Genomic DNA, 23,135 nt, shown 5'->3' with positions numbered 1-23,135 from the left:
CGACGGGACCGGCCGGCGGATGTCACTGGTCGCCGAGCGCCTCGACCACCGGCCGGGCCAGCGCCCGGCGGGCCGGCAGCACCGAGGCCGCCAGGGCGGCCACCACGGCGACCCCGAGGATCAGCCCGAGCTGCCCCAGCGGCAGCACCACGGCGAAGTCCCCGCTGATCCGGGCCAGCAGGGCCATCGCGGCCGCGCTGACGCCGGTGCCGAGGCCCACCCCGAGCAGCGCGCCGACCAGCGCCATCAGCACCGCCTCGACGGCCAGCACGGCCCGCATCCGGCCCCGGGTCAGGCCCACCGCCCGCAGCACGGCGTTCTCCCGGGTCCGCTCCACGACCGACAGGCTCAGCGTGTTCGCCACCCCGACCAGCGCGATCACCACGGCCAGGCCGAGCAGCGCGGTGACGAACGCGAGCAGCATGTCGACCGTGCTGGTGAGCATCTTCTTGTACGCCCCCTGGTCCATCAGGTTGGCCGTCGGGTAGCGGGCGACCACCGCCTCGATGGCGGCCCGGGCCTGGTCGGCGGTGACGCCGTCGGCGGGGTCGATCTCGGCCAGGTAACCCCGCTCGGCGGGGAAGAGCGCGGTGAAGTCGGCGTCCACCACGTCGATCACGTGACCGGCCGGGACGGAGCTGCCGGCCAGGACCGGCCCGTCGTCGGTGACGACCGCGGCCACCCGGAACGACCGGCCCCGCACGGTGACGGTGGAGTCGGTCGTCCAGCCCCGCGCCTCCGCCAACTCCCGGTGCACCAGCACCGACCCGGGCGCGAGCCGGTCGACGTCGCCCGCCACGACCCCGGTCAGCGTCCGGCCGACCAGGGCGGGATGGGCGGCCCGGACCTCGACGTCGGCGGTGACGGCGCTGCGCTGCTCGTGCACCACCGCCAGCTCGGGCCGGGCGCGCAGCTCGCCGACGAGCGGCGCGGGCAGGTCGCCGCCGATCCCGGTGACCAGCCAGTCGACCCCGATCTCGGCGTCCACGCTGCGCTCGATGCCGTCCTTGGTGCTGCGCGCGCCCACCACGAACGCCGACACCAGCCCGATGCCGATGACCAGGGCGGTCGCGGTCGCCGCGATGCGGCGCGGGTTGCGCACGGCGTTGGCCACGGCCAGGCCGGCGGTGGCGCCGAACAGCTTCCGGGCGGGCCAGCCCAGCACCCGCACCAGCGCCGGGACGAGCACCGGCCCGAACAGCACGATGCCGAAGAAGGTCAGCACCCCGCCGAGCGCCACCAGCACCACCTGGACCGCGGACGCGGCCGCCACCAGCGCGGCGATGCCGGCGACGAAGACCAGCGCACCGACGGCGAGCCGGAGCCGGCCGGCACCGCGGGCGGGCTGGACCGCCGCGTCGGTGAGCGCGGCGACCGGCGGCACCCGGGTGCCCCGCCACGCGGGCAGCAGGGCGGCGCCGACCGTGATCGCGGTGCCCAGCAGCAGGCTGAGCAGCACGGTCGGGGCGGTGAGGGTGAGCCCGCCGGAGACCGGCGCGTCCACCCTCGTCATGAGCTGGTTCATGCCGCCGGCCAGGGCGACGCCCAGCAGCACGCCGGCCGCGGAGGCGGCGGCGCCGATCACGGCGGACTCCAGCAGCGCCGCCCGGAACAGCTGCCCCCGGGTCGCGCCGACGAGCCGCAGCAGCGCCGTGCGCCGGGTCCGCTGGGCGAGCACGATGGCGAAGGTGTTGGCGATGACGAACCCGGCGACCACCACCGCGACCCCGGCGAAGGTCAGCAGCACCATGTTGAACTGCCGCAGGTCGCGGACCGCGTCCTCGACCGCGTCGTCGAGGATGCGCTGGCGCGTCTTGACGGTCGCGCCGGCTCCGGCCGCCTCGGCGGCCCGGTCGGCCAGCGCCGCGTCGGTCACGCCCGGGTCGGCGGCCACCATGATCCGGTCGTAGCCCCGCTGCCCGGTCACGGCCATGGCGTCCGCACCGACCAGACCGATGAACGGGCCGCCGACGTCGCGGGGGGTGCCGGCCACGTCGACCGTGCCGACCAGGGTGTACGGGCGGGCCTCTCCCCCGCTGCCGCCGACGCGTACCGGCCCGCCGAGGGTGAAGCCCTCCTCGGCCACGGTGGGCGCGTCCAGCACCACCTCGCCGGGGCGGTCGGGCAGCCGCCCGGCCACCACGTCGTACGAGCGCAGCGCCGGGTCGACGGGGACCGCCGCGAGGACGGCGTAGCCGAGCACGGGGCGGTCGTCGGCGCCGACGATCCCGCCGGAGCCGAGCAGTTCCCCCTCGGCGGCGGCGACCCCGTCGAGCGCGCGCACCCGGTCGACCAGCGCGGTCGGCAGCGGGTCCTTGGTGGCGGAGTAGACGGCGAGGTCGGTGTGCCGGTCGAACGTCCCGGCCCGGTCGTACGCTCCCGCGCGCATTCCGTCGACGAAGATCAGCGTGCCGGCGATGAAGGCGACGCCGAGCACGATGGCCAGCGAGGAGAGCAGCAGGCGCAGCGCCTCGGCGCGGAGCTGGCGCAGGGTCAGCCGGATCACCGGGCCACCGCCTCGCGGCCGGCGGCCGGCACGCGCGCCGAGTCGAGGCCGGCGAGGGTGTCGAGCACCCGCTCGGCGGTCGGCGCGGTGAGGTCCCGCACCGGCCGGCCGTCAGCCAGGAAGAGCACCCGATCGGCGTGCGCGGCGGCCGTCGGGTCGTGGGTGACCATGATCACGGTCTGGCCGAGGGCGTCGACGGCCTCGCGGAGCAGGCGCAGCACCTCCGCGCCGGAGCGCGAGTCCAGGTTGCCGGTCGGCTCGTCGGCGAAGATCACCCACGGCTTGGTGATCAGCGCCCGGGCGACCGCCACCCGCTGCTGCTGCCCGCCGGAGAGCTCTGCCGGCCGGTGACCGAGCCGGTCGGCGAGCCCCACCGCGGCGACGACCTGGCGCAACCAGGCCCGCTCCGGCCGGCGGCCGGCGATCGCCAGCGGCAGCACGATGTTCTCCTCGGCGGTCAGCGCCGGCAGCAGGTTGAACTTCTGGAACACGAAGCCGACCCGGTCGCGGCGCAGCAGGGTGAGCCGCTTGTCGTCGAGCCGGGAGAGATCGGCGTCGCCGATGCGTACGCTGCCCGCGGTGGGACGGTCCAGGCCGGCGAGGCAGTGCATCAGGGTGGACTTGCCGGAGCCGGACGGGCCCATGATGGCGGTGAACCGGCCGGCGGCGAAGTCGACGTCGACGCCGTCGAGGGCGACGACGGCGGCCTGGCCGGCCCCGTACCGCTTGGACAGGCCGCGGGCGGAGACCGCGACGCCGGCGGTGGCGTGCGCGGGAGGTGCGACGGACACGTGGAGCTCCCCGTGGAGATCGTGACTGGGACGTCTCCGACGCTATGGGCGCGGCGGCCCGCGGGCGTCCACCCACGCGCTCGACCCCGCTGCGACCCTGGGCGGCCCCGACGGGGCGGACCCGTACGACCTGGGTCGTACGCCGACTCAGCCGCCCGGGGTGACCAGGCCGCTCTCGTACGCCAGCACCACCGCCTGCACCCGGTCACGGAGCTGGAGCTTGGCCAGGATCCGCCCGACGTGCGTCTTCACGGTCGCCTCGGCGACGTGCACCCGGGCGGCGATCTCGGCGTTGGAGAGCCCCTGCGCCACCAGCAGCAGGATCTCCCGTTCCCGTTCGGTGAGCTGGGCGAGGCGCGGGTCCTCGGCCGGGCCCGGGCCGAGCCTGCCGGCGAAGCGGTCGAGCAGCCGGCGGGTGATGGACGGGGCGACCACGGAGTCGCCCTGGGCGACCACCCGGATGGCGGCGAGCAGCTCCTCCGGCGGGACGTTCTTGAGCAGGAAGCCGCTGGCGCCGGCCTGGAGCGCGGCGAAGGCGTCCGCCTCGGTGTCGAAGGTGGTGAGCACGAGCACCCGGGGCGAACCGGCAGGACGGTCCCGGCAGATCCGGCGCGTCGCCTCCACCCCGTCCATGGTCGGCATCCGGACGTCCATCACCACCACGTCGGCCTCGACCCGGGCCAGCACCCGCAGCGCGTCGGCGCCGTCGATCGCCTCGCCGACGACCTCCAGGTCGGGCTGGGAGTCCAGCACCATCCGGAAGCCGGCGCGGACCAGCGCCTGGTCGTCCACGATCACCACGCGGACCGTCATGCCGCCACCACCTCCGTCGTCCCGGACGTCGACGGTAGCGGCAGCCGCGCCTCGACCTGCCAGCCCCCGGCCAGCCGCGGACCGGCGGTGAGGCTGCCGTCGTACACGCTCACCCGCTCGCGCATGCCGACCAGGCCGTGCCCGCCGGACGGGGCCGGGCTGACCGGGGGGCGGCCGCGCCCGTCGTCGAGCACCCGGACCACCACGGCGTCGCGGGCATGGTCGAGGGTGACCTCGACGCCGGCACCGACCCCGGCGTGCTTGAGCGCGTTGGTCAGCCCCTCCTGCACCACCCGGTAGAGGGTCAGCTCCAGGCCGGCCGGCAGCGGCACGGGCTCCCCGGTGACCGTGTGGCGTACCCGCAGGCCGGCGGCGCGGAACCGGTCGAGCAGGGCGGGCAGCTCGGTCAGCGCCAGCCGGCGGTGCTCCGGGTCGGCGACCAGCCCCGCGCCGCCGGGCTCGGCCGCCGCGCCCGGGTCGGCCGCCGCGTCGGGCGGGCTCGGCTCCCGCAGTACGCCGACCAGCCGGCGCATCTCCTCCAGCGCCTGGCGCCCGGTGTCGGCGACCACCTTCACCGCGTTCCTGGCGGTCTCCGGGTCGCGGTCGAGCATGAACCGCGCCCCGTCGGCCTGCACGATCATGACCGCCATGCTGTGCGCCACCACGTCGTGCAGCTCCCGGGCGATGCGGGTGCGCTCCCCGGCGACGGCGGCGCGCGCCTCCGCCTCGCGTTCCCGCTCCAGGGTGGCGGCCCGCTCCTCGAGGCTGAGCACGTAGAGCCGGCGGGTCCGCACGTTGAGCGCGACCAGCCAGACCGCCCCGGTGACCAGCCCGATATAGATCGCGGTCGCCCACCAGGCGACGGTGCTCTCGGTCTGGATGGCGGCGAGGACCACCCCGACGGCGGCGGTGATCCCGGCGAGGATGCCGTCGCGGAGCCGGTCGGCGTACTTCACGACGCTGTAGAGGGCGACCAGCACCGCGACGTCGAAGGCCAGTGGGCCCCAGCCGGCGAACACCTGGACCAGCGCGAGCACCGCCACGACGGCGGCGACCGCCGACGGGTGGGACCGGCGGAACAGCAGCGCCACCGCCATCGCGGCGCCGACGAGGGCGGCCTGCCACCCACCGGGCTGGTTCACCAGGCCGGCGAGGCCGAAGAGCACCACCAGGCCGGCGACGAAGACGTCGAAGGCGACGCTGCGCAGCGGGCGGCCGAAGATCGTGCGGTTCACGGTCACCCAGCGTACGTGCCGCTGCCGCCCGCGGGTCACCGCGCGCCCGGCGGGACCACCCAGCCGCGTCAGGGGGCCAGCACGTCGCGCATCCGGTCGATCTCGACGGCCTGCTCGGTGGCGACGGAGTTGGCGAACTCCGACAGGGTGAGGTCGGCGCCGACCTTGAGCAGGTCGGTGGCCATCTGGACCGCGCCCTGGTGGTGCTCGGTCATCATCCTGACGAAGAGCCGGTCGAACTCGGCGCCCCGGGCCGCCGCGAGCTGGCGCATCGCCTCGGGCGACTGCATGCCCCGCATCGTCCCGTGGTCGTGCCCCGGCACGTCCGGGGAGAGCCCGCGGGTCTGCAGCCAGCCCCGCATCATGCCGATCTCCGGGCCCTGGCTGGCCCGGATCCGCTCGGCGAGGGCGCGTAGATCCGGGTCGGCGACGCGGTCCGGGGCCAGCGCGGCCATCTCCAGGGCCTGGGCGTGGTGCGGGATCATCATCCGGACGAACCAGACGTCCATGGAGTTGTGCCGGGACGTGGGGGCGGCGTCGCGCAGTTCCTCGGCGGGACGGACCGCGGCGGTCTCCCCCGGTCGGCCCGGCACGATCACGGCGGGCCGGGCCGGGTCGACGGGCGCCGACGCCGAGGCGGGGGCGGCAACCGGCTGCGCGGAGGGCGCGGTCGAGTCGTCGCCGGACCGGGACAGGACGACGGCCACCACCGACACCACGAACACGGATGTGACGACGGCCAGGATCCGTGCGCGTCGGTTGGTCATGGGCCACTCCCCCGCTAGAGGTCACGGCGATCGTATCCATTGACGGAGACACCAACATGTGACCCAAGTCACATCGACGCACCTCATCGGACGGTAAGGTGTCGACAATCGTCACCCCCTTGCGAAGGGCCTCGCCGATGATCACACTTCGCACGCCGCGGGCCCGGCGGCTCACCACCGTGAGCCTGGCCGCGGCCGGCCTCCTCCTCGCCAGCGTCGCCACCGCCCCACCGGGGAATGCCGGGGTCGCGGCACCCTCCGGCACGGTGGACACCACCTACACCATCCCCGGCGTCGACGAGATCGTCAGCAGCCCCAACCTTCGGCAGGTCGCCAACCTGCCGAAGCAGGCCCCGCTGGACGCCACGAACAGCGACCTCGCCTTCCAGGGCCGCTACGCCTTCGCCGGCAACTACAACGGGTTCGTCGTCTACGACATCTCCCGGCCGACCGCGCCGACGGTCGTGTCGCAGGTCTACTGCCCCGGGTCGCAGAACGACATCTCCGTCCACGGCGACCTGCTCTTCCTCTCCACCGACGCGCCCCGCAGCGACGACTCCTGCAACAGCACCGGATCGTCAGCGACGGTCAAGGAGTCCTGGGAGGGCATCAAGGTCTTCGACATCAGCGACAAGGCCAACCCGCGTTACATCAAGGCGGTCGAGACGGCCTGCGGCTCGCACACGCACACCCTCGTGCCGGGCACGGACCGCAAGACGGTCTACCTGTACGTCTCGTCGTACAGCCCGCGGGCGGAGTTCCCGGACTGCCAGCCGCCGCACGACTCCATCTCCGTCGTCAAGGTGCCGCTGAAGAAGCCCACCGACGCGGCGGTCGTGGCCACGCCGAACCTCTTCCCGGACGGCGGCTACGAGGGCCGCCCGGGCGGGTCGGCGACCACCGGCTGCCACGACATCACCGCGTACCCGGAGAAGAACCTGGCCGCCGGCGCCTGCATGGGTGACGGCATCCTGATGGACATCTCGGACCGGGAGGCCCCGCGGGTCATCAACCAGGTCCGCGACACGGTCAACTTCGCGTTCTGGCACTCGGCCACGTTCAACAACTCCGGCACCAAGGTGATCTTCACCGACGAGTTGGGCGGCGGCGGCGCGGCCACCTGCAACGAGGCCATCGGTCCCAACCGGGGCGCCGACGCCATCTACGACATCACCGGTAGCGGCGACGCCCGGACGATGATCTTCCGCAGCTACTTCAAGATCCCCCGGCCCAACGCGGACACCGAGACCTGCGTGGCACACAACGGCTCGCTGATCCCGGTGCTCGGGCGCGACATCATGGTCCAGGCGTGGTACCAGGGCGGCATCTCGGTCTTCGACTTCACCGACTCGGCCAACCCGCAGGAGATCGCGTTCTGGGAGCGGGGCCCGCTGTCGACCGAGCGGCTGACCGGCGGGGGTTCCTGGTCCGCGTACTACTACAACGGCTACATCTACTCCAACGACATGCAGAAGGGCTTCGACGTCCTGAAGCTGACCGACTGGCGGACCTGGACGGCGAACCTCGTCCGGTACCGCGAGCTGAACGTGCAGACCCAGCCCAGCTACCTGGGCTGGTAGTCGCACAGCGCGCCGACGGGCCCGGCCCCCACCTCGGGGGCCGGGCCCGCCCGCGTTCCGGGTGCAGCCAGTTCCCTCGCCGGGGACGTGCGGAAGCTCAGCTCACCGGGAGCTGGTAACGCCGCTCACCGCCGCCGGTCGCGGTGGTCAGCCGGACCTCGCCGCTGCGCAGGCCGTACGTCACCGACCAGCGGGTGTGCGACTGGCGTACGTCGTTGAGGATCTCGAACGCCGCCGGGGCGTCCGCCGTGCCGCCCGTCCGGTCGAGGGCCGCGGCGATCACGCCGTAGCGGTGGTCGGCCCGGCGACGCTGCTCGTCCACCCCGACGACCGGCACGTTGGTCAGCGCCCGCCAGTCGCCCCGACCCTTCTCGACCGACATCTTCCCGTTGACGAACTCGACCACGGCCGACGCCCCGGTCGCGTCGGCGAGCAGGTAGTGCAGCGGCGGCCCGTCGGTGAAGTCGAGGTTGTAGCGCCCGAACACGGCCACCGCCTCGTCCACCGTGGCCGCATGGTCGAGCACCAGACGCTGGATGCGAACCGACCCGACGGTGGCCTTGCCCGGGTCGGCGACGGCCCGCGCGCCGTCGTCGGCGGCCAGCCCGATTGCCAGCCCCCGCTCGTTCATCCCGTCGAAGGGCAGCAGCGGCGCGTTGAGCAGCCGCCGGTCGCCGGTCGGGTCGGGGCCCACCCCGAGGTAGGACATGTCCACCACGGAGATCGAGGCGTACCCGTCCGGAGGATCGGTGCGCAGCACCAGCGCCGGGTTGGCGTCCCAGTCGAAGTTGCGGGCGAACAACGGCCGGGCCGGGTCGCCGGTGGCGGCGAAGAGGGAGCAGCCGAACGCCTTCGCCGGGCGCGCGTCGGTGCCGACCGTCGCGTCGTACGCCCCGACGTAGGTCATCTCGTACATCGGAAGGTCGTTGACCTTCCGCAGGCTGGCCAGGGTCTTCTCGACCTCGCCCGGCTCCTGCCGGGAGGCGCTGGGCGTGCCGGCGGGCGTCGGTGCTCCCGGCGACGCCGGCGGACCGGGCTCCGCGCTGGAACAGGCGGTCACGGCGAGCAGCAGGGCGACACCGGCGCCCAGGAGAGTCCTCCGCATATCCTCTGGACGCTAGGGCAGGAATCGAGGGTTGTCCACCGCCCGATCGGTCGCCCCGGCGCGGCACCGGCGACCTGGACGGTCAGCCGGCGGGAATCCGGTCGAGCTGCTCCCGGATCGCCTCGTCGGTCAGTGCCGGGCGGCCGCCCGGGTGGCCGACGGTGGCGCCGGCGGCCGCCACGGCGTGACGGGCGACCCGGTCGCGGGGCTCGCCGCGCAGCAGACCGACGGTCAGCGCGGCGACGAACGCGTCCCCGGCGCCGGTGCTGTCCACCGTGGGTGTCCGGCTCAGCGGCAGGAACAGCTCGCCGTCCGGCCAGACGAACGCGTTGCCCTCCCCCGCCACCTCGATCGCCAGCAGGGACGGGCCGCGCCGCAGCAGCTTGCGCCCGGCGGCGAGCCCACCCTCGGCGTCCCGCGGCGCGTCGCCGGTGATCAGCTCGACCTCCTGCGCGTCGGCCCGCAGCACGTCGGCGAGGGCGAGCAACTCGTCGGCGTCGGCCGGGTCGGTCGGGGCGCCGTCGAGCACGACCAGCCGGCCGGCCTCCCGGGCGGTCCGGGCCGCGACCAGGGCGGCCCGCGCCGGCTGTTGCAGCTGCACCAGGACGGCCCGCGCGGCGCGCAGCGCGTCGGCCGCCCCGGCCACGTCCTCGGGGGTGAGCAGGGTGGCCCCAGGCAGGTCCTCCAGGTAGCGCCAGTGGGCCTCCGCGTCGACCACGTCGACGACGAGCCCGGTGGGGCTGCCCGGCCGGCGCAGCACCCGCGCGACGTCGATCCCGTCGGCCCGCGCCTGCGCCAGCAGCCGCTCCCCCACCTCGTCGTCGCCGACCACGGCGAGCAGCCCGACCGACGCGCCGAGCTGGGCGAGCCCGACGGCCTGGTTGGCCCCCTTGCCGCCGAGCAACTCGCGTCGGCGCCGCACGAGGGCGCTGCCGCCGGCCTCCGGTACCTCGTCGACCAGCAGCACGAGGTCCCGCGCCACCTGCCCGACCACCACCACGTCCAGTTCCGTCATGGCTCGGGTTCTACCCCGGGCCGGGCGGCGCAGTCCTCGGCTCGCGCCCGCCCGGCCCGACCGTCGGTGCCGTGGCCCCGGAGGGGCCTTGTGGACGGTCCGACGCACCCCTGCGCTTCGCATTCGGCAAGGGCCACGAGGGCCGACGGCCGTGTACGTGGCTGCACCTGTTCCGTCAACCCGGCAGCGGGGCCTCGTCACCCCGGTTACGGCGCGGGCCGACCAGCCGGCGCACCATCGGCGCGGCGTTCCACTTCGCCGCGCCCACCAGGTCCCGGGCGTGCTCCAGCACCGTGTAGTCGGGCCGGGCCCGGCCGGCCGCGAGCGCCCGGTCGAGATCGTTGCCGCAGCGGGTGAGCACGCTGTCGAAGTCGCGGCGGACCGGTTCCAGCAGGTGGTAGCCGAACGACCGGTGCAGTCGGGCGAAGAGCGGCTTGTACAGCCGGGCCCGCTCGTGCAGGCCGGACGAGTACGACATCGGGTTCTTCGGCCGGCGCCGGACGTAGTCGGGCAGCAGGTCGGCGAAGGCCCGCCGGACGATCCACTTCTCCTGCCCCTCGCGCATCTTCAGCCCGATCGGCAGCCGCATCGCCAGCTCCACCACGCTCAGGTCGAGGAACGGCACGCGGGCCTCCACCCCGTACCCCATGCTGGCCCGGTCGACACGCTGCAACTCCGTACGGCAGAGGTTGCGGATCTTGTGCAGGAAGAGCCGGCGGGACGCCTCGGGGTCGACCTCGTGGTACATCGGGTAGCCGCCGAACAGCTCGTCCGAGCCGTCCCCGGTCAGCACCACCTTCACGCCCAGCTCGCGCAGCCGGCGGAAGAGCGGCACGGAGACCACCGCGTTGATGATGTCGCCGTACTCGGTCAGCTCCGAGATCCGGATGGCCTCCCGGACGTCGGCCAGCCGGATGTCGCGCGGGCGCAGCTCGACCACCTCGTGCGGCACCTCCAGGTCCCGCGCCAACCGCCGCGCGTACGCCACGTCGGGGCTGTCCGTCACCCCGACGGTGACCGCGACGCAGTCGGGGTGCATCTCGCGCACGTGCAGCAGGGCCAGCGAGCTGTCCAGCCCGCCGGAGAGCACCACCCCGACGGTGAGGTCGGTGTCCACCCGCGTCCGGATGCTGTCGGTGAGGGCGGCACGGACGAGCAGGGCGGCCTCGTCCGGGTCGTCCACCACCGACAGCCCGTCGCCGAGGGTGAGCAGGTCGACGTACGCGCGCAGCCGGACCTGCCCGTCGGGCTCGGCCCAGCCGTGGTGCCCGGGCGGCACCTCGCCGATCGGGACGCCGTGCCCGACCAGCGCCTTGACCTCGCTGGCGACGTGCAGGCAGCCGGGCGTCCGGGCCCAGTACAGGGGCTTCACGCCGAGCGGGTCCCGGACCAGCCAGGCGCGGCCCGTGGCCCGTTCCACGACGGCGAAGGCGTACTCGCCGCGCAGCCGGGTGACCATGCCCTCGCCCCACTGCAGGAACGCGGCGAGCACGACCTCGGTGTCGCTGGCGCTGCGGAAGCGGTGCCCGAGCCGGACCAGCTCCGCGCGCAGCTCGTGGTGGTTGAAGACCTCGCCGTTGTAGCAGAGCAGCCACCGCTCGTCGACGGAGGTCCACGGCTGCACGGCGCGCTCCCGGTCCACCACCTTCAACCGTCGGGTGCCGGCGAGCAGGCCGTTCTCGTAGCGGGCCTCGGTGACCTCGCCGCGGGGGGCGAGGGTGGCGAGCATCCGCCGGAAGATCGCCGGGTCGGCCTCGGGGCCGAGGCTCAACGCGATGCCGCACATCGACTCAGACCCCCATCTCGGCTTCGTACGCCCGGCGCAGCCGCCGGCCGCTGGCGGGCGCGAGGCAGAGGTGCCACGCCTGCCCCTCGTCGACCACGTTGACCTCGCCGGCCCGCTGCCGGGCCAGCAGCAGCTCGGCGAGGGTGTCCCGGACGCCGAAGCGGCCGAACCACGCCAGCTCGACGTCGACCGCCCAGCCCAGGCAGTGGCCGCTGGGGACCATGGCGGCGTACCCGAGGCGGCGCAGCCGGTGCTGGTGCTCGGCGCTGCGGACCAGGCTGGTCACCCACAGCGGCGGGGTGGCGGGCGGGGTGTTGGCGGCGAACTCCCGCCCGATGTCGTTGAGCAGCGCCACGACCTCCCGGCGGGCCCGCCGGAAGCGCAGCCCGGCGGTGCGCGGCGTGGCGTCGGGCCGCAGCCGGCGCCGGGCCGCCCGCATCCCGCGTCCGAACAGCGTCTTCGGCTGCTCGATGTAGCAGAACCGGAGCAGGTCGCGGCGGCGCAGCCACTCCAGGTCGACCAGGTCGGGGCTGGCGTCGACCTGGGCGTCGGTGAGGAAGGCCGGCGCGTCGCGCCACCACATCACGTCGACGCGGGAGAGCAGGTAGATGCGGACCAGTGCGGTGAGGTCGGCGGCGGAGCTGCGCGGGTTGGGCTGGTAGCGGGCCATCTCCAGCAGCAGCGTCTCGCGGGCGCCGACGAGCCCCTGGGGGGTGGCGTCGAGCACCGCGGCGATCGCGGGCTCGCGCAGCCGGTCGTCGATCAGCACCTGCCGCGCCGCCGTGCAGGACGCCCCGGCCAGGGCGCCCACCTCGACCAGCAGGTCGGCGACGGCCGCCCGGTAGGCGTCGAGGTCCGGCGTGGCGGGGCGGGGCGGCGTACCGGGCACCCGCCGGCGGGCGCGGGCTGCGGGTGTGACGGAGGGCCCGGGCTGCTGCCCCGGACTTCGGCTGGGCACTCGCATGGTCGGGTCCTCTCTCCCGTCACGACATCACTGTGTGCATCGCCCTACGCACAACGTAACCAGGCGCGACGGGATAAGTACGAACAATCCTCTTATCTCCTCCTAAGGGCCAGCTCCGGGGCGTGGGCGGGCACGAACGGCTACGGCCGGGACGCGCCGCTCAACCGCTGCACCTCGGCGTACGAGGGCGGTTCCCGGTCCGGCGCGGCGCCGGACCGGACGGCGTCCAGGACGTCCAGGGCGGCGCCGAGCGCGGCCCGGAACAGCAGCGAGCCCGTGCTCACCCGGGCCACGCCGATCGCCCGCAGCTCGTCGAGGGTGGGCCCGCCCGGGCGGTACAGCACGTTCAGCGGCAGGTCGATCCCCGCGACGAGGGCGCCGATGGTGTCGGCGTCCGGCGCCGCCGGCACGAAGATCCCGTCGGCGCCGGCATCCGCGTAGGCCCGGGCCCGGGCCAGGGTCGCCGGCAGCGGGTCGGGCACCCCCAGCCACCACGTGTCGGTGCGGGCGTTGACGAACAGGGCCGGCGCCGCGGCCTTGACGGCGGCCACCTTGGCCGCGGTCAGCGCCGGCGGGTCGAGGGTGCCGTCGGCCCGGCCGTCCTCGATGTTGATCCCGACCACCCCGAGGGCGGCCAGCTCGGCCGCCAGGTCGGCGACGGCCGCCGGGTCGTCGGCGCAGCCCGCCTCCATGTCGACGCTCAGCAGCACCGGAAGGCCGCGCAGCGCCCGGGCCAGCCGGAGGTTCTCCGCCCGGGTGGCCGCCGCCGCGTCCGGCAGCCCGGCGGCGGCGGCCACCCCGAGGCTCGTGGTGCCGACCGCCGGGTGTCCGCGCGCGGCGAACGCGGCGGCGCTGGCGTGGTCCCAGGCGTTGGGCAGCAGCAGCGGCCGGTCGGCGTGGTGCAGGGCGTGGAAGGCGGCACAGCGCTCGTTCATCGGGGTGCCGGGTGCGGGCGGGATGACGAGGTCGTCGACAGTCACCCCACGACGGTAGGACCGAAAGCATTCGGCGCCCGCCGAAACGTCGGCCACCCGGCGCGCGGTGCCACGCCTCCGGGCCGAGCGGCCAGGAGCCTGCTCCGGCCGACGCCGGGGCCGCGCGCCCGGTGGCGGCCTGATCGCGGCCGGATCGCGGCCGGATCGCGGATGCCCTGGCCCGCCTCTCAGCAGGCCCAAGGACACGCCGCGGATCGTGGCGGCCGGCTGACGCAAGGCGGGACGAACACGCAACGTGGCGGCCCGAGCCAACCGGCCACCGCTACCTCACGCCCTTTGCTCTGCACCCGCGGCCGCGCCAGCTACGGAAAGTCAACGAAGCTTGCCCGCTCAACCAGCACCGGACCAATGAAGCGCCAGGTCAGTCCTGTGGTGCGTGGATGGGTGCAGAGCAAAGGGGCCAGGGTGAACCGGGCGACTGGATCGCCGACCGCCACAGAGAGTGACGCCCCTGATCCGTCACCGTCGGTAAGGAGATTGGCGGCGGACTTGCACGCCGTCGGTCTCAGGGGTCGAATCCGAAGGCGCCGCCGGACGGGGCGGGGCATCGGCGGGACGCCGACCAATGGGCACGGACCCCTGGGGCCGCACGTTCCGGGGTTCAGCGCGAGTCGGGTCAGGCGCGAGTCGGGTCAGGCGCGGCCGCCGCCGGTATCCGGTGCGGCGGCGGGCGCGAGGTCGGCCGGGGCGAGGCCGAGCGCGGCGGCCAGCGCGGGACCGCCGGCCGCGGTAAGCCGGACGGCCCGGCCGCCGCCTCGGGTGAGCCAGCCCGCGTCGAGGAACCGGGTGCACAGCGCGGCGCCCAGCGCGCCGGCCAGATGCGGGCGGCGTTCGGTCCAGTCCAGGCAGTCGCGCAACAGGGGGCGGCGGGCGGACCGCAGCGGCGCGACCGGCACCCCGAGCCCGTCCAGCCAGCCCAGCCCGGCCGGGGTCAGCGCCAGGCCGTCGGCGCCGTCGAGCAGCCCGCGGTCGAGCATCGTGTCGCGCAGCAGCACGCCGAGGCGGCCGGCGAGGTGGTCGTAGCAGGTGCGGGCGTACGCCAGGGCGGCGTCGGCGCGGGCGGCGCGCAGCGAGCGGACGGGCTGGGGCCGCGCCGGCGCGTGGCCGGCCAGGTCCTCGATCAGTTGGGCCACCGAGGGACCGGCGAGCCGGACGTAACGGTGCCGCCCCTGCCGCTCTTGGACCAGCAGCCCGCCGCTGACGAGGCGGGTGAGGTGATCGCTGACGGTGGAGGGCGCCACCCCGGCGAGCCGGGCCAGCTCGCCGGCCGCCCACGCCCGGCCGTCGAGCAGGGCCAGGCAGATGCGGGCCCGGGTGTCGTCGGCGAGCAGGGCGGCGAGCCGGGCCAGGGTCGGGCCGTCCGTGGCGGTGGTGGTCACGGAACCATGCTGGCACGGGCACGTTCCGGTGCCCACCGAAGTGTCGCCTTCCGCCTTTACAACGTTGTATCCAACGTTGTAGAAACGGACCCAGTGATCCAGGTCGACTTCTCCCCCACCCGAGGTAGGTCTGATGGGACATCTCCGCCGCGCCGGCGCGCTCGCCGCCGTAATCGGTCTGGCCCTGGCCGGAACGGCGTCCGCGCCGGCCGCCGCCGCGCCCGACCCCCGTTACCGCAACCCGGTCTCGGCCGGGTTCGCCGACACCTTCGCCGACCCGGTGGTCGTCCGTGGTGAGGACGGTTTCTGGTACGCGTACGGCACCACCGACCCGTTGCGCGAGGGCGAGGGGACCTTCCACCGGGTGCCCACCGCCCGCTCCGCCGACCTGGTCGACTGGACGTACGTCGGGGACGCCTTCGGCGCCGACCAGCGCCCGGTGTACGCGGCGCCCGGCGCCGGCTTCTGGGCCCCCGACGTGCGCCGGGTCGACGACCGCTGGGTCATGTACGTGACCGTCACCGACACCACCGTCTCCCCCGACGGCGGCGACTTCGCCGTCGGCGCGGCCACCGCGCCCACCCCGACCGGCCCGTGGACCTTCGCCGACGAGCCCGTGGTCGCGCCCCGCCCCGGCGGTGGCGGCGGCTGGCTGTGGACCATCGACCCGAGCCAGTTCACCGACGTCGACGGCCGGCACTACCTCTACTACGGCAGCTACTACGGCGGCATCTCGGTCACCGAACTTTCCCCCGACGGGCTGCGCGCCGTCGGCGCGCCGACGCCGGTCGCCATCGACAACAAGTTCGAGGGCAGCTACGTGCTGCGCCGCGACGGCTGGTACTACCTGTTCGCCTCCACCGCCAACTGCTGTGCCGGCCCGGCCACCGGCTACTCCGTCCACGTCGGCCGGTCGCGCAGCCCGCGCGGCCCGTTTGTCGACCGCGACGGCATCCCGCTGACCGCCTCCCGGGCCGGCGGCACCCCCGTGCTCGCCCAGAACGGCAACCGCTGGATCGGCACCGGTCACAACGGATTCCTGACCGACCTGTCCGGCCAGGACTGGATCGTCTACCACGCCATCGACCGGGCCGACCCGTACCTGGACGAGCCGTTCGGCATCAACGAGCGGCCGATGCTGCTGGACCGCCTCGACTGGATCGACGGCTGGCCGACCGTGAACGCCGGCGCCGGCCCGTCGGAGGGCGCCCGGCCCGCGCCGGTCACCACCGGCCGGGTGGACGAACGCTTCGACGCCGGCCTCGCCGGCTGGCGCGGCACCGCCGGGGACTGGCGGGTCTCCGGCGGCCGGCTCACCGGCAGCGGCACGCTGGCCGGCCGTACGTCCGTCGGCGGGGACCTGCGCGCGGAGGCCGACCTGCGGCCCGCCGCCACCGGGGCGGCCGGGCTGACCCTCGGCGCCCGTGTCGCGGTGCGGGTGGACACCGCCGCCGGCAGGCTGGTCGCCCGGGACGGCGCCCGCACCGCGAGCGCACCGCTGCCCGCCGGCTTCGACGCGGCGGCCGGGCACAACCTCGCCGTCGAGGTACGCGGCCGGCAGCTCACGGCCGAGCTGAGCCCGGCCCGGCTCGGGGACCAGGTGGCGGCGCTGTCGCTGCGGCTGGACGGGCCGGTCGTCGGCCGGATCGCGCTGACCGCCACCGGCGGGGACGCCGGGTTCGACAACGTCAGCGTCGCCCGGCTGCACCGGCCGGTGCGGCACGCCGCGCCCGAGCCCCGGGCCGGCGGCCTGCTGCCGGCGTTCTCCGACGAGTTCACCGACGGGCTCGACCCGGCGTGGCGGTGGGTCCGGCCGGACCCGGCGGCCACCGTGTCCGGCGGTGCGCTGCGCTGGCCCGTGCAGGGCGCCGACCTGACCGGCACCGGCAACAGCGCCGGCGTGCTGCTGCGCGACGCGCCGACGGGCGACTACGTGGTGGAGACGAAGGTGACGCTCGACCTCGGCGAGGAGACCGTGCGCAACTACCAGCAGGCCGGCCTGGTCGCCTACGTCGACGACGACCGCTTCGCCCGGTTGGCGCAGGTCGCCATCTGGAACACCCGCCAGGTCGAGTACGGCTACGAACTGCCCTTCGCCGGCCGGCCGGTCTACGGCGGCAACATCGTCGGCACCCCGGCGACCACCACCTGGCTGCGGCTGGCGCACCGGGTCGACCCGGCCACCGGCGAGCACGAGTTCCGGGCCGGCTCCAGCCGGGACGGGCGGAACTGGACGTGGGGCGGGGTGTGGACCTTCCCGGCCGACACCGCCCCGCGGATCGGGCTGGTCGCCCACGGCGGCGCCGATCCGGCGCTCACCGCGCAGTTCGACTACCTGCGCTTCCACCGCTGAGCGGATCGGACCCCCTGCCGTCGAGGGGCGGCAGGGGGTCCGCCGGTCAGAGCCGCCAGGCTGGCGGGCGGCCGGTCAGAGCCAGCCGTTGTCCCGGGCCGTCCGCGCCGCCTCCGCCCGGCTCGTCGCACCGAGCTTCTGCACCGCCGCGGCGAGGTAGTTGCGGACCGTGCCGCTGGACAGGTGGGCCCGGCGGGCGACCACCGCTACCGGGGCGCCGTCCTCGGCCAGCCGCAGCGTGTCCAGCTCGCGCGGGGTCAGCGGGCACGGCGGGATGGTCAACGCGTCGGCGGCCAGCGCCGGGTCGACGTACCGGCCGCCGGCGTGCACCCGCCGGATCACGTCGGCGAGCGCCCCGCCGGGCGCGCCCTTGGGCAGGAACCCGCGGGCCCCGGCGGTGAGCGCGCGGGCCAGGTGTGCCGGCCGACCCTGGCCGGTGAGGATCACCACCGCGCAGGACGGCAGCACCCGGGCCAGCTCGGCGGCGACCTGGAAGCCGTCGGGGCCGGGCATCGCCAGGTCGACGACGGCCACGTCGGGGCGGTGCGCCAGGGCGGCGGTCACGGCGGCCCCGCCGTCGGCCGCCTGCGCCACCACCGTCAGGTCCTCCTCCAGGTCGAGCAGGGCGGCGAGGGCGGCCCGGATCAGCTCCTCGTCGTCGGCGAGCAGGACCCGGATCATGACGCCGTCGGGACGGTCGCCTCGACGGTGAAGACGCCGTCCTCCCGGTGCGTGCGCAGTTCCCCGCCGGCGGTGGCCAGCCGCTCGGCCAGCCCGCGCAGGCCGTGGCTGTGCCGGTCGGGCGCGCCGGCCGCGCCCGCGCCGTCGTTGGTCACCGTCATCCGCGCCACGTCCGCCTCCTGGTCGATCTCGATCCGGCACCAGCCGGCCCGGCTGTGCCGCAGCACGTTGGTGCCGGCCTCTCGCAGCACCGCCGCGAGCTGGGCGGCCGCCTCCGCCGGCAGCTCGCCGGCGGGCGGCACCACGGTGCACCGCACCCCGGAGGAGCGCAGCACCTGCCCGACTGCGGCGACCTGCTCGGCGAGGTCGACACGGCGGTAGCCGTGCACCGTGCGGCGCAGCTCGGTCAGTGCGGTGGCGGCCAGCCGCTGCGCCTCGGCCGCCTCCCGGCCGGCCCGCTCCGCGTCGGTGGCCGCGAGCCGGGCGGCGAGTTCGGCCTTCAGCGCGATGACGGTGAGGTGGTGCCCGAGCAGGTCGTGCACGTCGCCGGCGAAGCGCAGCCGCTCCTGCGCCGCCGCGAGGCTCGCCTGGGCGACCTGCCCTCGGTCGGCCTGCACCAGCAGCTCCCAGAACCACACCTGGAATCCGTTCACCGCGGCGATGCCGAGGCCGACGCCGCCGCTGATCGCCAGGGACCGACCCACGGGCGTCCCGGTCGCCGTCGCCACCGCCGCGGCGACCGGCAGGGTGGCGGCCGCCACGGGAACCACCATCCGCAACCGGGCGACCAGCGGCACCGCGCCGACGACCGCCGCGCCCAGCCAGGCCCAGGTGGGCCACGCTCCGGCGGCGACCGGCGCCACCAGCGGGACGCTCAGCACCGCCACGGCGGCGAACGCCACGCGGCACCGGCGGCGGACCCGGTCCGCCACGTCCGGTGTCACGGTCGCGTACAGGGCCACGGCCAGCACCGCGGCGACCGCGGCGAGCCCGACCGCACCGAGCGCCACCCGCAGGCCCGACGGCTCCCGGGCCAGCCCGATCGCGGGCAGGAACAGGCCGGAGGCCACCCCGGTGGCGAGGGACACCAGCGCACCGGTCCGGGCCCGGCGCAGGCGCCGGTCCGGTCCGGACACCGTCGGGTCGAACGCCACGGTCCGAATGGTAGGGCGTGGCGGCGGCCCACCGCCGTACGCGGGATGCACGGATCGGCGGTGCGTTCCGCACGGTCGACCGGTGACACGGCGCGGGTGTCCGGCGCGCCCGTCCGGCCGCAGGCTCGGTGGCATGACGGAGACGACGACGAACGCCAACCCGACGACGCCGCACGTCGGTCACGCGCGACCGCGCGCCGCGCTCCTGCGGCACCTGCTGGAGATGGCGCTGGCCATGATCGCCGGCATGCTGCTGCTCGGGCCGCTCCGCGCGGCCGTGGGCACATCGCTCGGCGTCTCCCCCGACCTCGGACGGGCCGACGTCGGCGCCGTGCTGATGGCGACGGACATGAGCGTCGGCATGGCGGTGTGGATGCGGTACCGGAGGCACTCCTGGGCCGCCGTCGGGGAGATGATCGCGGCGATGTACCTGCCGGTCCTGGTGCTGTTCGTACCGTTCCGGGCCGGGCTGGTCGGCGCGGACGCCATGCTCCTCGGCAGCCACCTGCTGATGCTCCCGGCGATGGCGCTCGCGGTGTTGCGGCGGCGCGCCGAGTACGCCCGGCACCCGGCCGCCGCCCGCGTGGTTCCGCGTCACCGGCTGCTGGCGGCGCTGGTGCGCCGCTGGCCGACGGGGCTCGCCCTGCTGGTGACGCTGGACATGCTCCTCTCCCCGTGGGTGCCCCCGGCGCTGTTCCTGCTGGCGCTGCCGGCGGCCTACCTGGTCATCGGCGCGGCGCGCGGGCAGCTGGGCGAGCGCCGGATGCTCGTCCTCCAGGTGGCCGGGCTGGCCGGCTGGGCGGCGCTGGCGCTGGTCGCCACCGTGGTCGACCACGGGCTGGCGGGCTGGCTGGTGGCCGCCGGCTGGCTCGGACACGCGGCCTGGGACGTGGTGCACCACCGCGCGAACCGGGTCGTCCCGCGCGGCTACGCCGAGTGGTGCGCGGTCTTCGACATGGTCGTCGGGCTCGCCGTCGTGCTGGCTCTGCTGACCCGCTGACCCCGACCGGGGTGGGTCGCCGGCACGGGGCGGCGACCCACCCCGGCGGGCTGTTGTGCCGGTCGCCGGAACCGCCGGCCGGCGATGATGAAAAGCTTGCCGCATGAGTTCCGCACCCGTACGGCACGACCCACCGACCGACCCCTCCCCGGACACCCCCGACGAGGTGACCGCCTTCGCGGATCTTGGACTGCGCGCCGAGCTGCTGGGCGCGTTGTCCGCCCTCGGCTACGAGGAGCCCACGCCGATCCAGCGGGAGGCGATCCCTCCCCTGCTGGCCGGGCGGGACCTGCTCGGGCAGGCGGCCACCGGTACGGGCAAGACCGCCGCGTTCGCCCTGCCGCTGCTGCAGCGGATGCCCGACGAGCGGCCCGGCGACCCGGTGGCGCTGGTGCTGGTCCCGACGCGGGAGTTGGCGGTGCAGGTGTCGGAGGCGTTCCACCGCTACGGCAAGGACCTGGGCACCCGGGTGCTGCCCATCTACGGCGGCCAGCCGATCGGCCGGCAGCTGCGCGCCCTGGACATGGGCGTGGACGTGGTGGTGGCGACCCCGGGCCGGGCGCTGGACCACATCGCCCGGGGCACGCTCAACCTGGGCTCACTGGCCACGGTCGTGCTCGACGAGGCCGACGAGATGCTCGACATGGGCTTCGCCGAGGACATCGAGGCGATCCTGGAGCACACGCCCGCGCAGCGGCAGACGGTGCTGTTCTCGGCGACGATGCCGGCGCGGATCGACGGGCTGGCCCGCCAGCACCTGACCGACCCGGTGCGCATCCTCATCGCCCGGGAGCAGCCGGTGGCCGGGGAGGCGCCCCGGGTGCGGCAGAGCGCGTACATCGTCGCCCGGGCGCACAAGCCGGCGGCGCTGGGCCGGGTGCTGGACGTCGAGTCCCCCACCGCGGCGATCGTCTTCTGTCGCAGCCGGGAAGAGGTCGACCGGCTCACCGAGACCATGAACGGCCGGGGCTACCGGGCCGAGGCGCTGCACGGCGGGATGAGTCAGGAGCAGCGCGACCGGGTGATGGGCCGGCTGCGCACGGGCACCGCGGACCTGCTGGTGGCCACCGACGTGGCCGCCCGCGGCCTCGACGTCGAGCAGCTCACCCACGTCGTCAACTACGACGTGCCGTCGGCCCCCGAGTCGTACGTGCACCGGATCGGCCGGGTGGGCCGCGCCGGGCGGGAGGGCGTGGCGATCACCCTCGCCGAGCCGCGCGAGCACCGGATGCTCAAGACCATCGAGCGGGTCACCGGCCAGCGGATCACCATCGACAAGATCCCGACGGTGGCGGACATGCGCACCCGGCGGCTGGAGCTGACCCAGGGCGCGCTGCGGGAGAGCCTGCTGGAGGACGACCTCGACCCGTACCGGGCGATCGTCGAGTCGTTGACCGACGAATTCGACCTGGTGGAGGTGGCGCTCGCGGCGGTGAAGCTGGCGCACGAGGCGACCTCGCCGGGCGCCGACGACGAGGAGGAGATCCCGCAGGTGCCGGTCCGGGCTCCGCGCGAGGGGCGGCCGGAGGGCGGCGGCCGGGGCGAGCGGCGCGGCGGTGGCCGGCCCCGCACCGGCGGCACCACGCAGGTCTTCATCGGCCTCGGCCGGCGTGCCGGGGTCCGCCCGCAGGACCTGGTCGGCGCGATCACCGGCGAGACGGGGGTCAGCGGCCGGGACATCGGCTCGATCGAGATCGCCGACCGGTTCTCGCTGGTGGAGGTGCCCTACGCCGTGGCCGACGAGGTGATCGCGGGGCTGCGCGGCAGCACGATCAAGGGCCGCAAGGCGACCGTACGCCGGGATCGTGACGGTGACGGCGGCGGCGAGCGCCGCTTCGACGGGGCCGACCGGCGCGAGCGCCGCGACCGCGACTTCGGCGACCGGCGCGACCGGCGCTGACGACGACACCACCGTCCCCACCGGCGACAAGCAGCACGCGCGCACCGAGGCCCCCGCCGTTCCGGGCGGGGGTCTCGTCGCGTTCGCGCAGCGGTCAGTCGGCCGGCTCCGTGGCCACCCGTTCGGCGTGCTCCTGCTGCACGGCGCGAGCGGTGGTGAGGAAGTCGACGATCGTCTCGAGCTGTCCGTGGTCGTACCGCGTCAGCGCCCGCAGGCCGGCTTCGCCGACCGGCCGGTAGATCCTCTGCTCGGCCGCCCGGGCCGCCTCGGTCGCCTCGACCAGCACCCGACGCCGGTTGGCGGCGTCCCGGGTACGCGCCACCAGGCCGACCCGTTCGAGCCGGTCGATGACGGTGGTGGTGGCCGCCGGGCTGAGCCGCAGCGCCGCCGTCAACTCGCCGGCCGTCACCGGCCCGTGGCCGAGGACGACGTCCAGCGCCCGCAGATCCGTCCGGTTGATCCCCAGCCGGCCGGCGGCCGCCTCGTCGAAGGCGTCAGAGCTCTGCTGCAGCAGCCGGATCTCCCGGGCCACGCGGTACACCAGCTCACTTTTCGACATTCGAATCTTCCTGCTAGCTTAGATTTCGACAGTCGAACTTTAGCAGGGAGCGACCATGACCGAGAACGACCGCAGGGAGATCCGCGAGCTGTTCGACCGGCTGCTACGGGCGTGGACCGACAACGACGCGGTCGCGTACGGCGCCTGCTTCACGGAGGACTCCGACTACGTGTCGTACGACGGCACCCGGGCGGCCGGACGGGCACCGATGCAGGACGCGCACGACCGGCTCTTCCGGGGCGTACTCGCCGGATCGGCGCTGGTCGGCGAGGTGGAGTCGATCCGGGCGGTGACCGCCGACGTGGCCGTCGTGCACGGCACCGGCTCGGTGCTGATGCCCTGGCGCTCCCGGCCGCCCCGGCGCCGGCTGTCCCGCCAGACCCTGGTCGCCGTGCGGACGCCGGCCGGGTGGCGGTTCACCGCGCTGCACAACGGTCGGGTCCGCCCGATAGGGATCCCCGCGCCCGACTCGGCACCGGCCCGGCTGTCCCGCACGATGGGGCGGTACGCCCGACGGCTCGGGCTGGGCCGCGCCTGACCGGCGGGACCCGC

The 23,135-nt window shown here is 75.3% G+C and carries 19 protein-coding genes; 5 read left to right on the top strand and 14 right to left on the bottom strand.

All coding sequences use genetic code 11. From position 1 onward, the window contains the following. Window positions 1–22 precede the first annotated feature (22 nt). The 5 genes from ACGFZ2_RS01165 to ACGFZ2_RS01145 form a co-directional block, all read right to left on the bottom strand. Window positions 23–2,506 (bottom strand): ABC transporter permease, encoded by a 2,484-nt coding sequence (locus ACGFZ2_RS01165; RefSeq protein ID WP_393266110.1) that lies wholly within the window; start codon window positions 2,504–2,506, stop codon window positions 23–25. Beyond that, complete coding sequence (locus ACGFZ2_RS01160; RefSeq protein WP_393448848.1) at window positions 2,503–3,297, bottom strand: ABC transporter ATP-binding protein; 795 nt, start codon at window positions 3,295–3,297, stop codon at window positions 2,503–2,505. The genes ACGFZ2_RS01165 and ACGFZ2_RS01160 overlap by 4 nt, the downstream gene beginning before the upstream one ends. Before the next feature lie 147 nt (window positions 3,298–3,444). Further along, window positions 3,445–4,110 carry a response regulator gene (locus tag ACGFZ2_RS01155; RefSeq protein ID WP_393266112.1) on the bottom strand — a complete coding sequence of 222 codons (666 nt, stop codon included), beginning with the start codon at window positions 4,108–4,110 and terminating at the stop codon, window positions 3,445–3,447. Continuing rightward, entirely contained in the window at window positions 4,107–5,351 is a 1,245-nt protein-coding gene (locus tag ACGFZ2_RS01150) for a sensor histidine kinase (RefSeq protein ID WP_393266114.1), read from the bottom strand. The genes ACGFZ2_RS01155 and ACGFZ2_RS01150 overlap by 4 nt, the downstream gene beginning before the upstream one ends. A 62-nt stretch (window positions 5,352–5,413) precedes the next feature. Further along, window positions 5,414–6,112 (bottom strand): DUF305 domain-containing protein, encoded by a 699-nt coding sequence (locus ACGFZ2_RS01145; protein ID WP_393266117.1) that lies wholly within the window; start codon window positions 6,110–6,112, stop codon window positions 5,414–5,416. A 137-nt stretch (window positions 6,113–6,249) separates the two neighbouring features. Between ACGFZ2_RS01145 and ACGFZ2_RS01140 the strand changes: the two genes are divergently transcribed. Beyond that, complete coding sequence (locus ACGFZ2_RS01140; protein WP_393448845.1) at window positions 6,250–7,692, top strand: LVIVD repeat-containing protein; 1,443 nt, start codon at window positions 6,250–6,252, stop codon at window positions 7,690–7,692. Window positions 7,693–7,789: 97 nt separating this feature from the next. On the opposite strand, the gene ACGFZ2_RS01135 is transcribed toward ACGFZ2_RS01140, so the two are convergent. The 6 genes from ACGFZ2_RS01135 to ACGFZ2_RS01110 form a co-directional block, all read right to left on the bottom strand. Next, window positions 7,790–8,797, bottom strand: a complete 1,008-nt coding sequence (locus ACGFZ2_RS01135) for a linear amide C-N hydrolase (RefSeq protein ID WP_393448842.1) — start codon at window positions 8,795–8,797, stop codon at window positions 7,790–7,792. An 82-nt stretch (window positions 8,798–8,879) separates the two neighbouring features. Continuing rightward, on the bottom strand, window positions 8,880–9,812 hold the full coding sequence (locus ACGFZ2_RS01130) for a PfkB family carbohydrate kinase (RefSeq protein ID WP_393448839.1): 933 nt from the start codon (window positions 9,810–9,812) through the stop codon (window positions 8,880–8,882). Between the two features lie 175 nt (window positions 9,813–9,987). Next, on the bottom strand, window positions 9,988–11,598 hold the full coding sequence (locus ACGFZ2_RS01125) for an asparagine synthetase B family protein (RefSeq protein WP_393448837.1): 1,611 nt from the start codon (window positions 11,596–11,598) through the stop codon (window positions 9,988–9,990). A gap of 4 nt (window positions 11,599–11,602) precedes the next feature. Then, a complete protein-coding gene (locus ACGFZ2_RS01120; protein WP_393448834.1) occupies window positions 11,603–12,562 on the bottom strand; it encodes a DUF5715 family protein in 960 nt (319 codons plus the stop codon). 140 nt (window positions 12,563–12,702) lie between these two features. Beyond that, the gene (locus tag ACGFZ2_RS01115) at window positions 12,703–13,542 is read right to left on the bottom strand and encodes an isocitrate lyase/phosphoenolpyruvate mutase family protein (protein WP_393448831.1); all 840 of its coding nucleotides are present in this window, start codon (window positions 13,540–13,542) and stop codon (window positions 12,703–12,705) included. A 647-nt stretch (window positions 13,543–14,189) separates the two neighbouring features. Then, complete coding sequence (locus ACGFZ2_RS01110; protein WP_393266136.1) at window positions 14,190–14,936, bottom strand: ArsR/SmtB family transcription factor; 747 nt, start codon at window positions 14,934–14,936, stop codon at window positions 14,190–14,192. 133 nt (window positions 14,937–15,069) lie between these two features. On the opposite strand from ACGFZ2_RS01110, the gene ACGFZ2_RS01105 reads away from it, so the two are divergent. After that, a complete protein-coding gene (locus ACGFZ2_RS01105; RefSeq protein ID WP_393448828.1) occupies window positions 15,070–17,289 on the top strand; it encodes a family 43 glycosylhydrolase in 2,220 nt (739 codons plus the stop codon). A gap of 75 nt (window positions 17,290–17,364) precedes the next feature. Here ACGFZ2_RS01105 and ACGFZ2_RS01100 read toward each other — a convergent pair whose 3' ends face one another. Then, a complete protein-coding gene (locus ACGFZ2_RS01100) occupies window positions 17,365–17,970 on the bottom strand; it encodes a response regulator transcription factor (RefSeq protein ID WP_350681505.1) in 606 nt (201 codons plus the stop codon). After that, window positions 17,967–19,124 carry a sensor histidine kinase gene (locus ACGFZ2_RS01095; RefSeq protein ID WP_393266140.1) on the bottom strand — a complete coding sequence of 386 codons (1,158 nt, stop codon included), beginning with the start codon at window positions 19,122–19,124 and terminating at the stop codon, window positions 17,967–17,969. Before ACGFZ2_RS01095 ends, ACGFZ2_RS01100 begins: the two co-directional genes overlap by 4 nt. A gap of 133 nt (window positions 19,125–19,257) precedes the next feature. On the opposite strand from ACGFZ2_RS01095, the gene ACGFZ2_RS01090 reads away from it, so the two are divergent. Continuing rightward, on the top strand, window positions 19,258–20,124 hold the full coding sequence (locus tag ACGFZ2_RS01090; RefSeq protein WP_393448825.1) for a hypothetical protein: 867 nt from the start codon (window positions 19,258–19,260) through the stop codon (window positions 20,122–20,124). Window positions 20,125–20,227: 103 nt separating this feature from the next. Further along, window positions 20,228–22,024 (top strand): DEAD/DEAH box helicase, encoded by a 1,797-nt coding sequence (locus tag ACGFZ2_RS01085; protein ID WP_393448822.1) that lies wholly within the window; start codon window positions 20,228–20,230, stop codon window positions 22,022–22,024. 94 nt (window positions 22,025–22,118) lie between these two features. On the opposite strand, the gene ACGFZ2_RS01080 is transcribed toward ACGFZ2_RS01085, so the two are convergent. Beyond that, complete coding sequence (locus ACGFZ2_RS01080; RefSeq protein ID WP_393448819.1) at window positions 22,119–22,583, bottom strand: MarR family winged helix-turn-helix transcriptional regulator; 465 nt, start codon at window positions 22,581–22,583, stop codon at window positions 22,119–22,121. A gap of 55 nt (window positions 22,584–22,638) precedes the next feature. On the opposite strand from ACGFZ2_RS01080, the gene ACGFZ2_RS01075 reads away from it, so the two are divergent. Then, entirely contained in the window at window positions 22,639–23,121 is a 483-nt protein-coding gene (locus tag ACGFZ2_RS01075) for an SgcJ/EcaC family oxidoreductase (protein ID WP_393448816.1), read from the top strand. Window positions 23,122–23,135: the final 14 nt, after the last annotated feature.

Source organism: Micromonospora sp. NPDC048063 (assembly GCF_043202855.1).
In the GTDB taxonomy this organism is placed as follows: domain Bacteria; phylum Actinomycetota; class Actinomycetes; order Mycobacteriales; family Micromonosporaceae; genus Micromonospora.
Note: the sequence above shows the minus strand (reverse complement) of the source record. Positions and strands in the feature narration are given on the sequence as shown.

What these genes read in the sequence shown, in the direction of transcription:
- ACGFZ2_RS01130 (WP_393448839.1), bottom strand. Translation starts at nt 9,812, where the DNA reads ATGACGGAACTGGACGTGGTGGTGGTCGGGCAGGTGGCGCGGGACCTC.
- ACGFZ2_RS01140 (WP_393448845.1), top strand. Translation starts at nt 6,250, where the DNA reads ATGATCACACTTCGCACGCCGCGGGCCCGGCGGCTCACCACCGTGAGC.
- ACGFZ2_RS01135 (WP_393448842.1), bottom strand. Translation starts at nt 8,797, where the DNA reads ATGCGGAGGACTCTCCTGGGCGCCGGTGTCGCCCTGCTGCTCGCCGTG.
- ACGFZ2_RS01120 (WP_393448834.1), bottom strand. Translation starts at nt 12,562, where the DNA reads ATGCGAGTGCCCAGCCGAAGTCCGGGGCAGCAGCCCGGGCCCTCCGTC.
- ACGFZ2_RS01075 (WP_393448816.1), top strand. Translation starts at nt 22,639, where the DNA reads ATGACCGAGAACGACCGCAGGGAGATCCGCGAGCTGTTCGACCGGCTG.
- ACGFZ2_RS01090 (WP_393448825.1), top strand. Translation starts at nt 19,258, where the DNA reads ATGACGGAGACGACGACGAACGCCAACCCGACGACGCCGCACGTCGGT.
- ACGFZ2_RS01155 (WP_393266112.1), bottom strand. Translation starts at nt 4,110, where the DNA reads ATGACGGTCCGCGTGGTGATCGTGGACGACCAGGCGCTGGTCCGCGCC.
- ACGFZ2_RS01080 (WP_393448819.1), bottom strand. Translation starts at nt 22,583, where the DNA reads ATGTCGAAAAGTGAGCTGGTGTACCGCGTGGCCCGGGAGATCCGGCTG.
- ACGFZ2_RS01100 (WP_350681505.1), bottom strand. Translation starts at nt 17,970, where the DNA reads ATGATCCGGGTCCTGCTCGCCGACGACGAGGAGCTGATCCGGGCCGCC.
- ACGFZ2_RS01145 (WP_393266117.1), bottom strand. Translation starts at nt 6,112, where the DNA reads ATGACCAACCGACGCGCACGGATCCTGGCCGTCGTCACATCCGTGTTC.
- ACGFZ2_RS01125 (WP_393448837.1), bottom strand. Translation starts at nt 11,598, where the DNA reads ATGTGCGGCATCGCGTTGAGCCTCGGCCCCGAGGCCGACCCGGCGATC.
- ACGFZ2_RS01085 (WP_393448822.1), top strand. Translation starts at nt 20,228, where the DNA reads ATGAGTTCCGCACCCGTACGGCACGACCCACCGACCGACCCCTCCCCG.
- ACGFZ2_RS01105 (WP_393448828.1), top strand. Translation starts at nt 15,070, where the DNA reads ATGGGACATCTCCGCCGCGCCGGCGCGCTCGCCGCCGTAATCGGTCTG.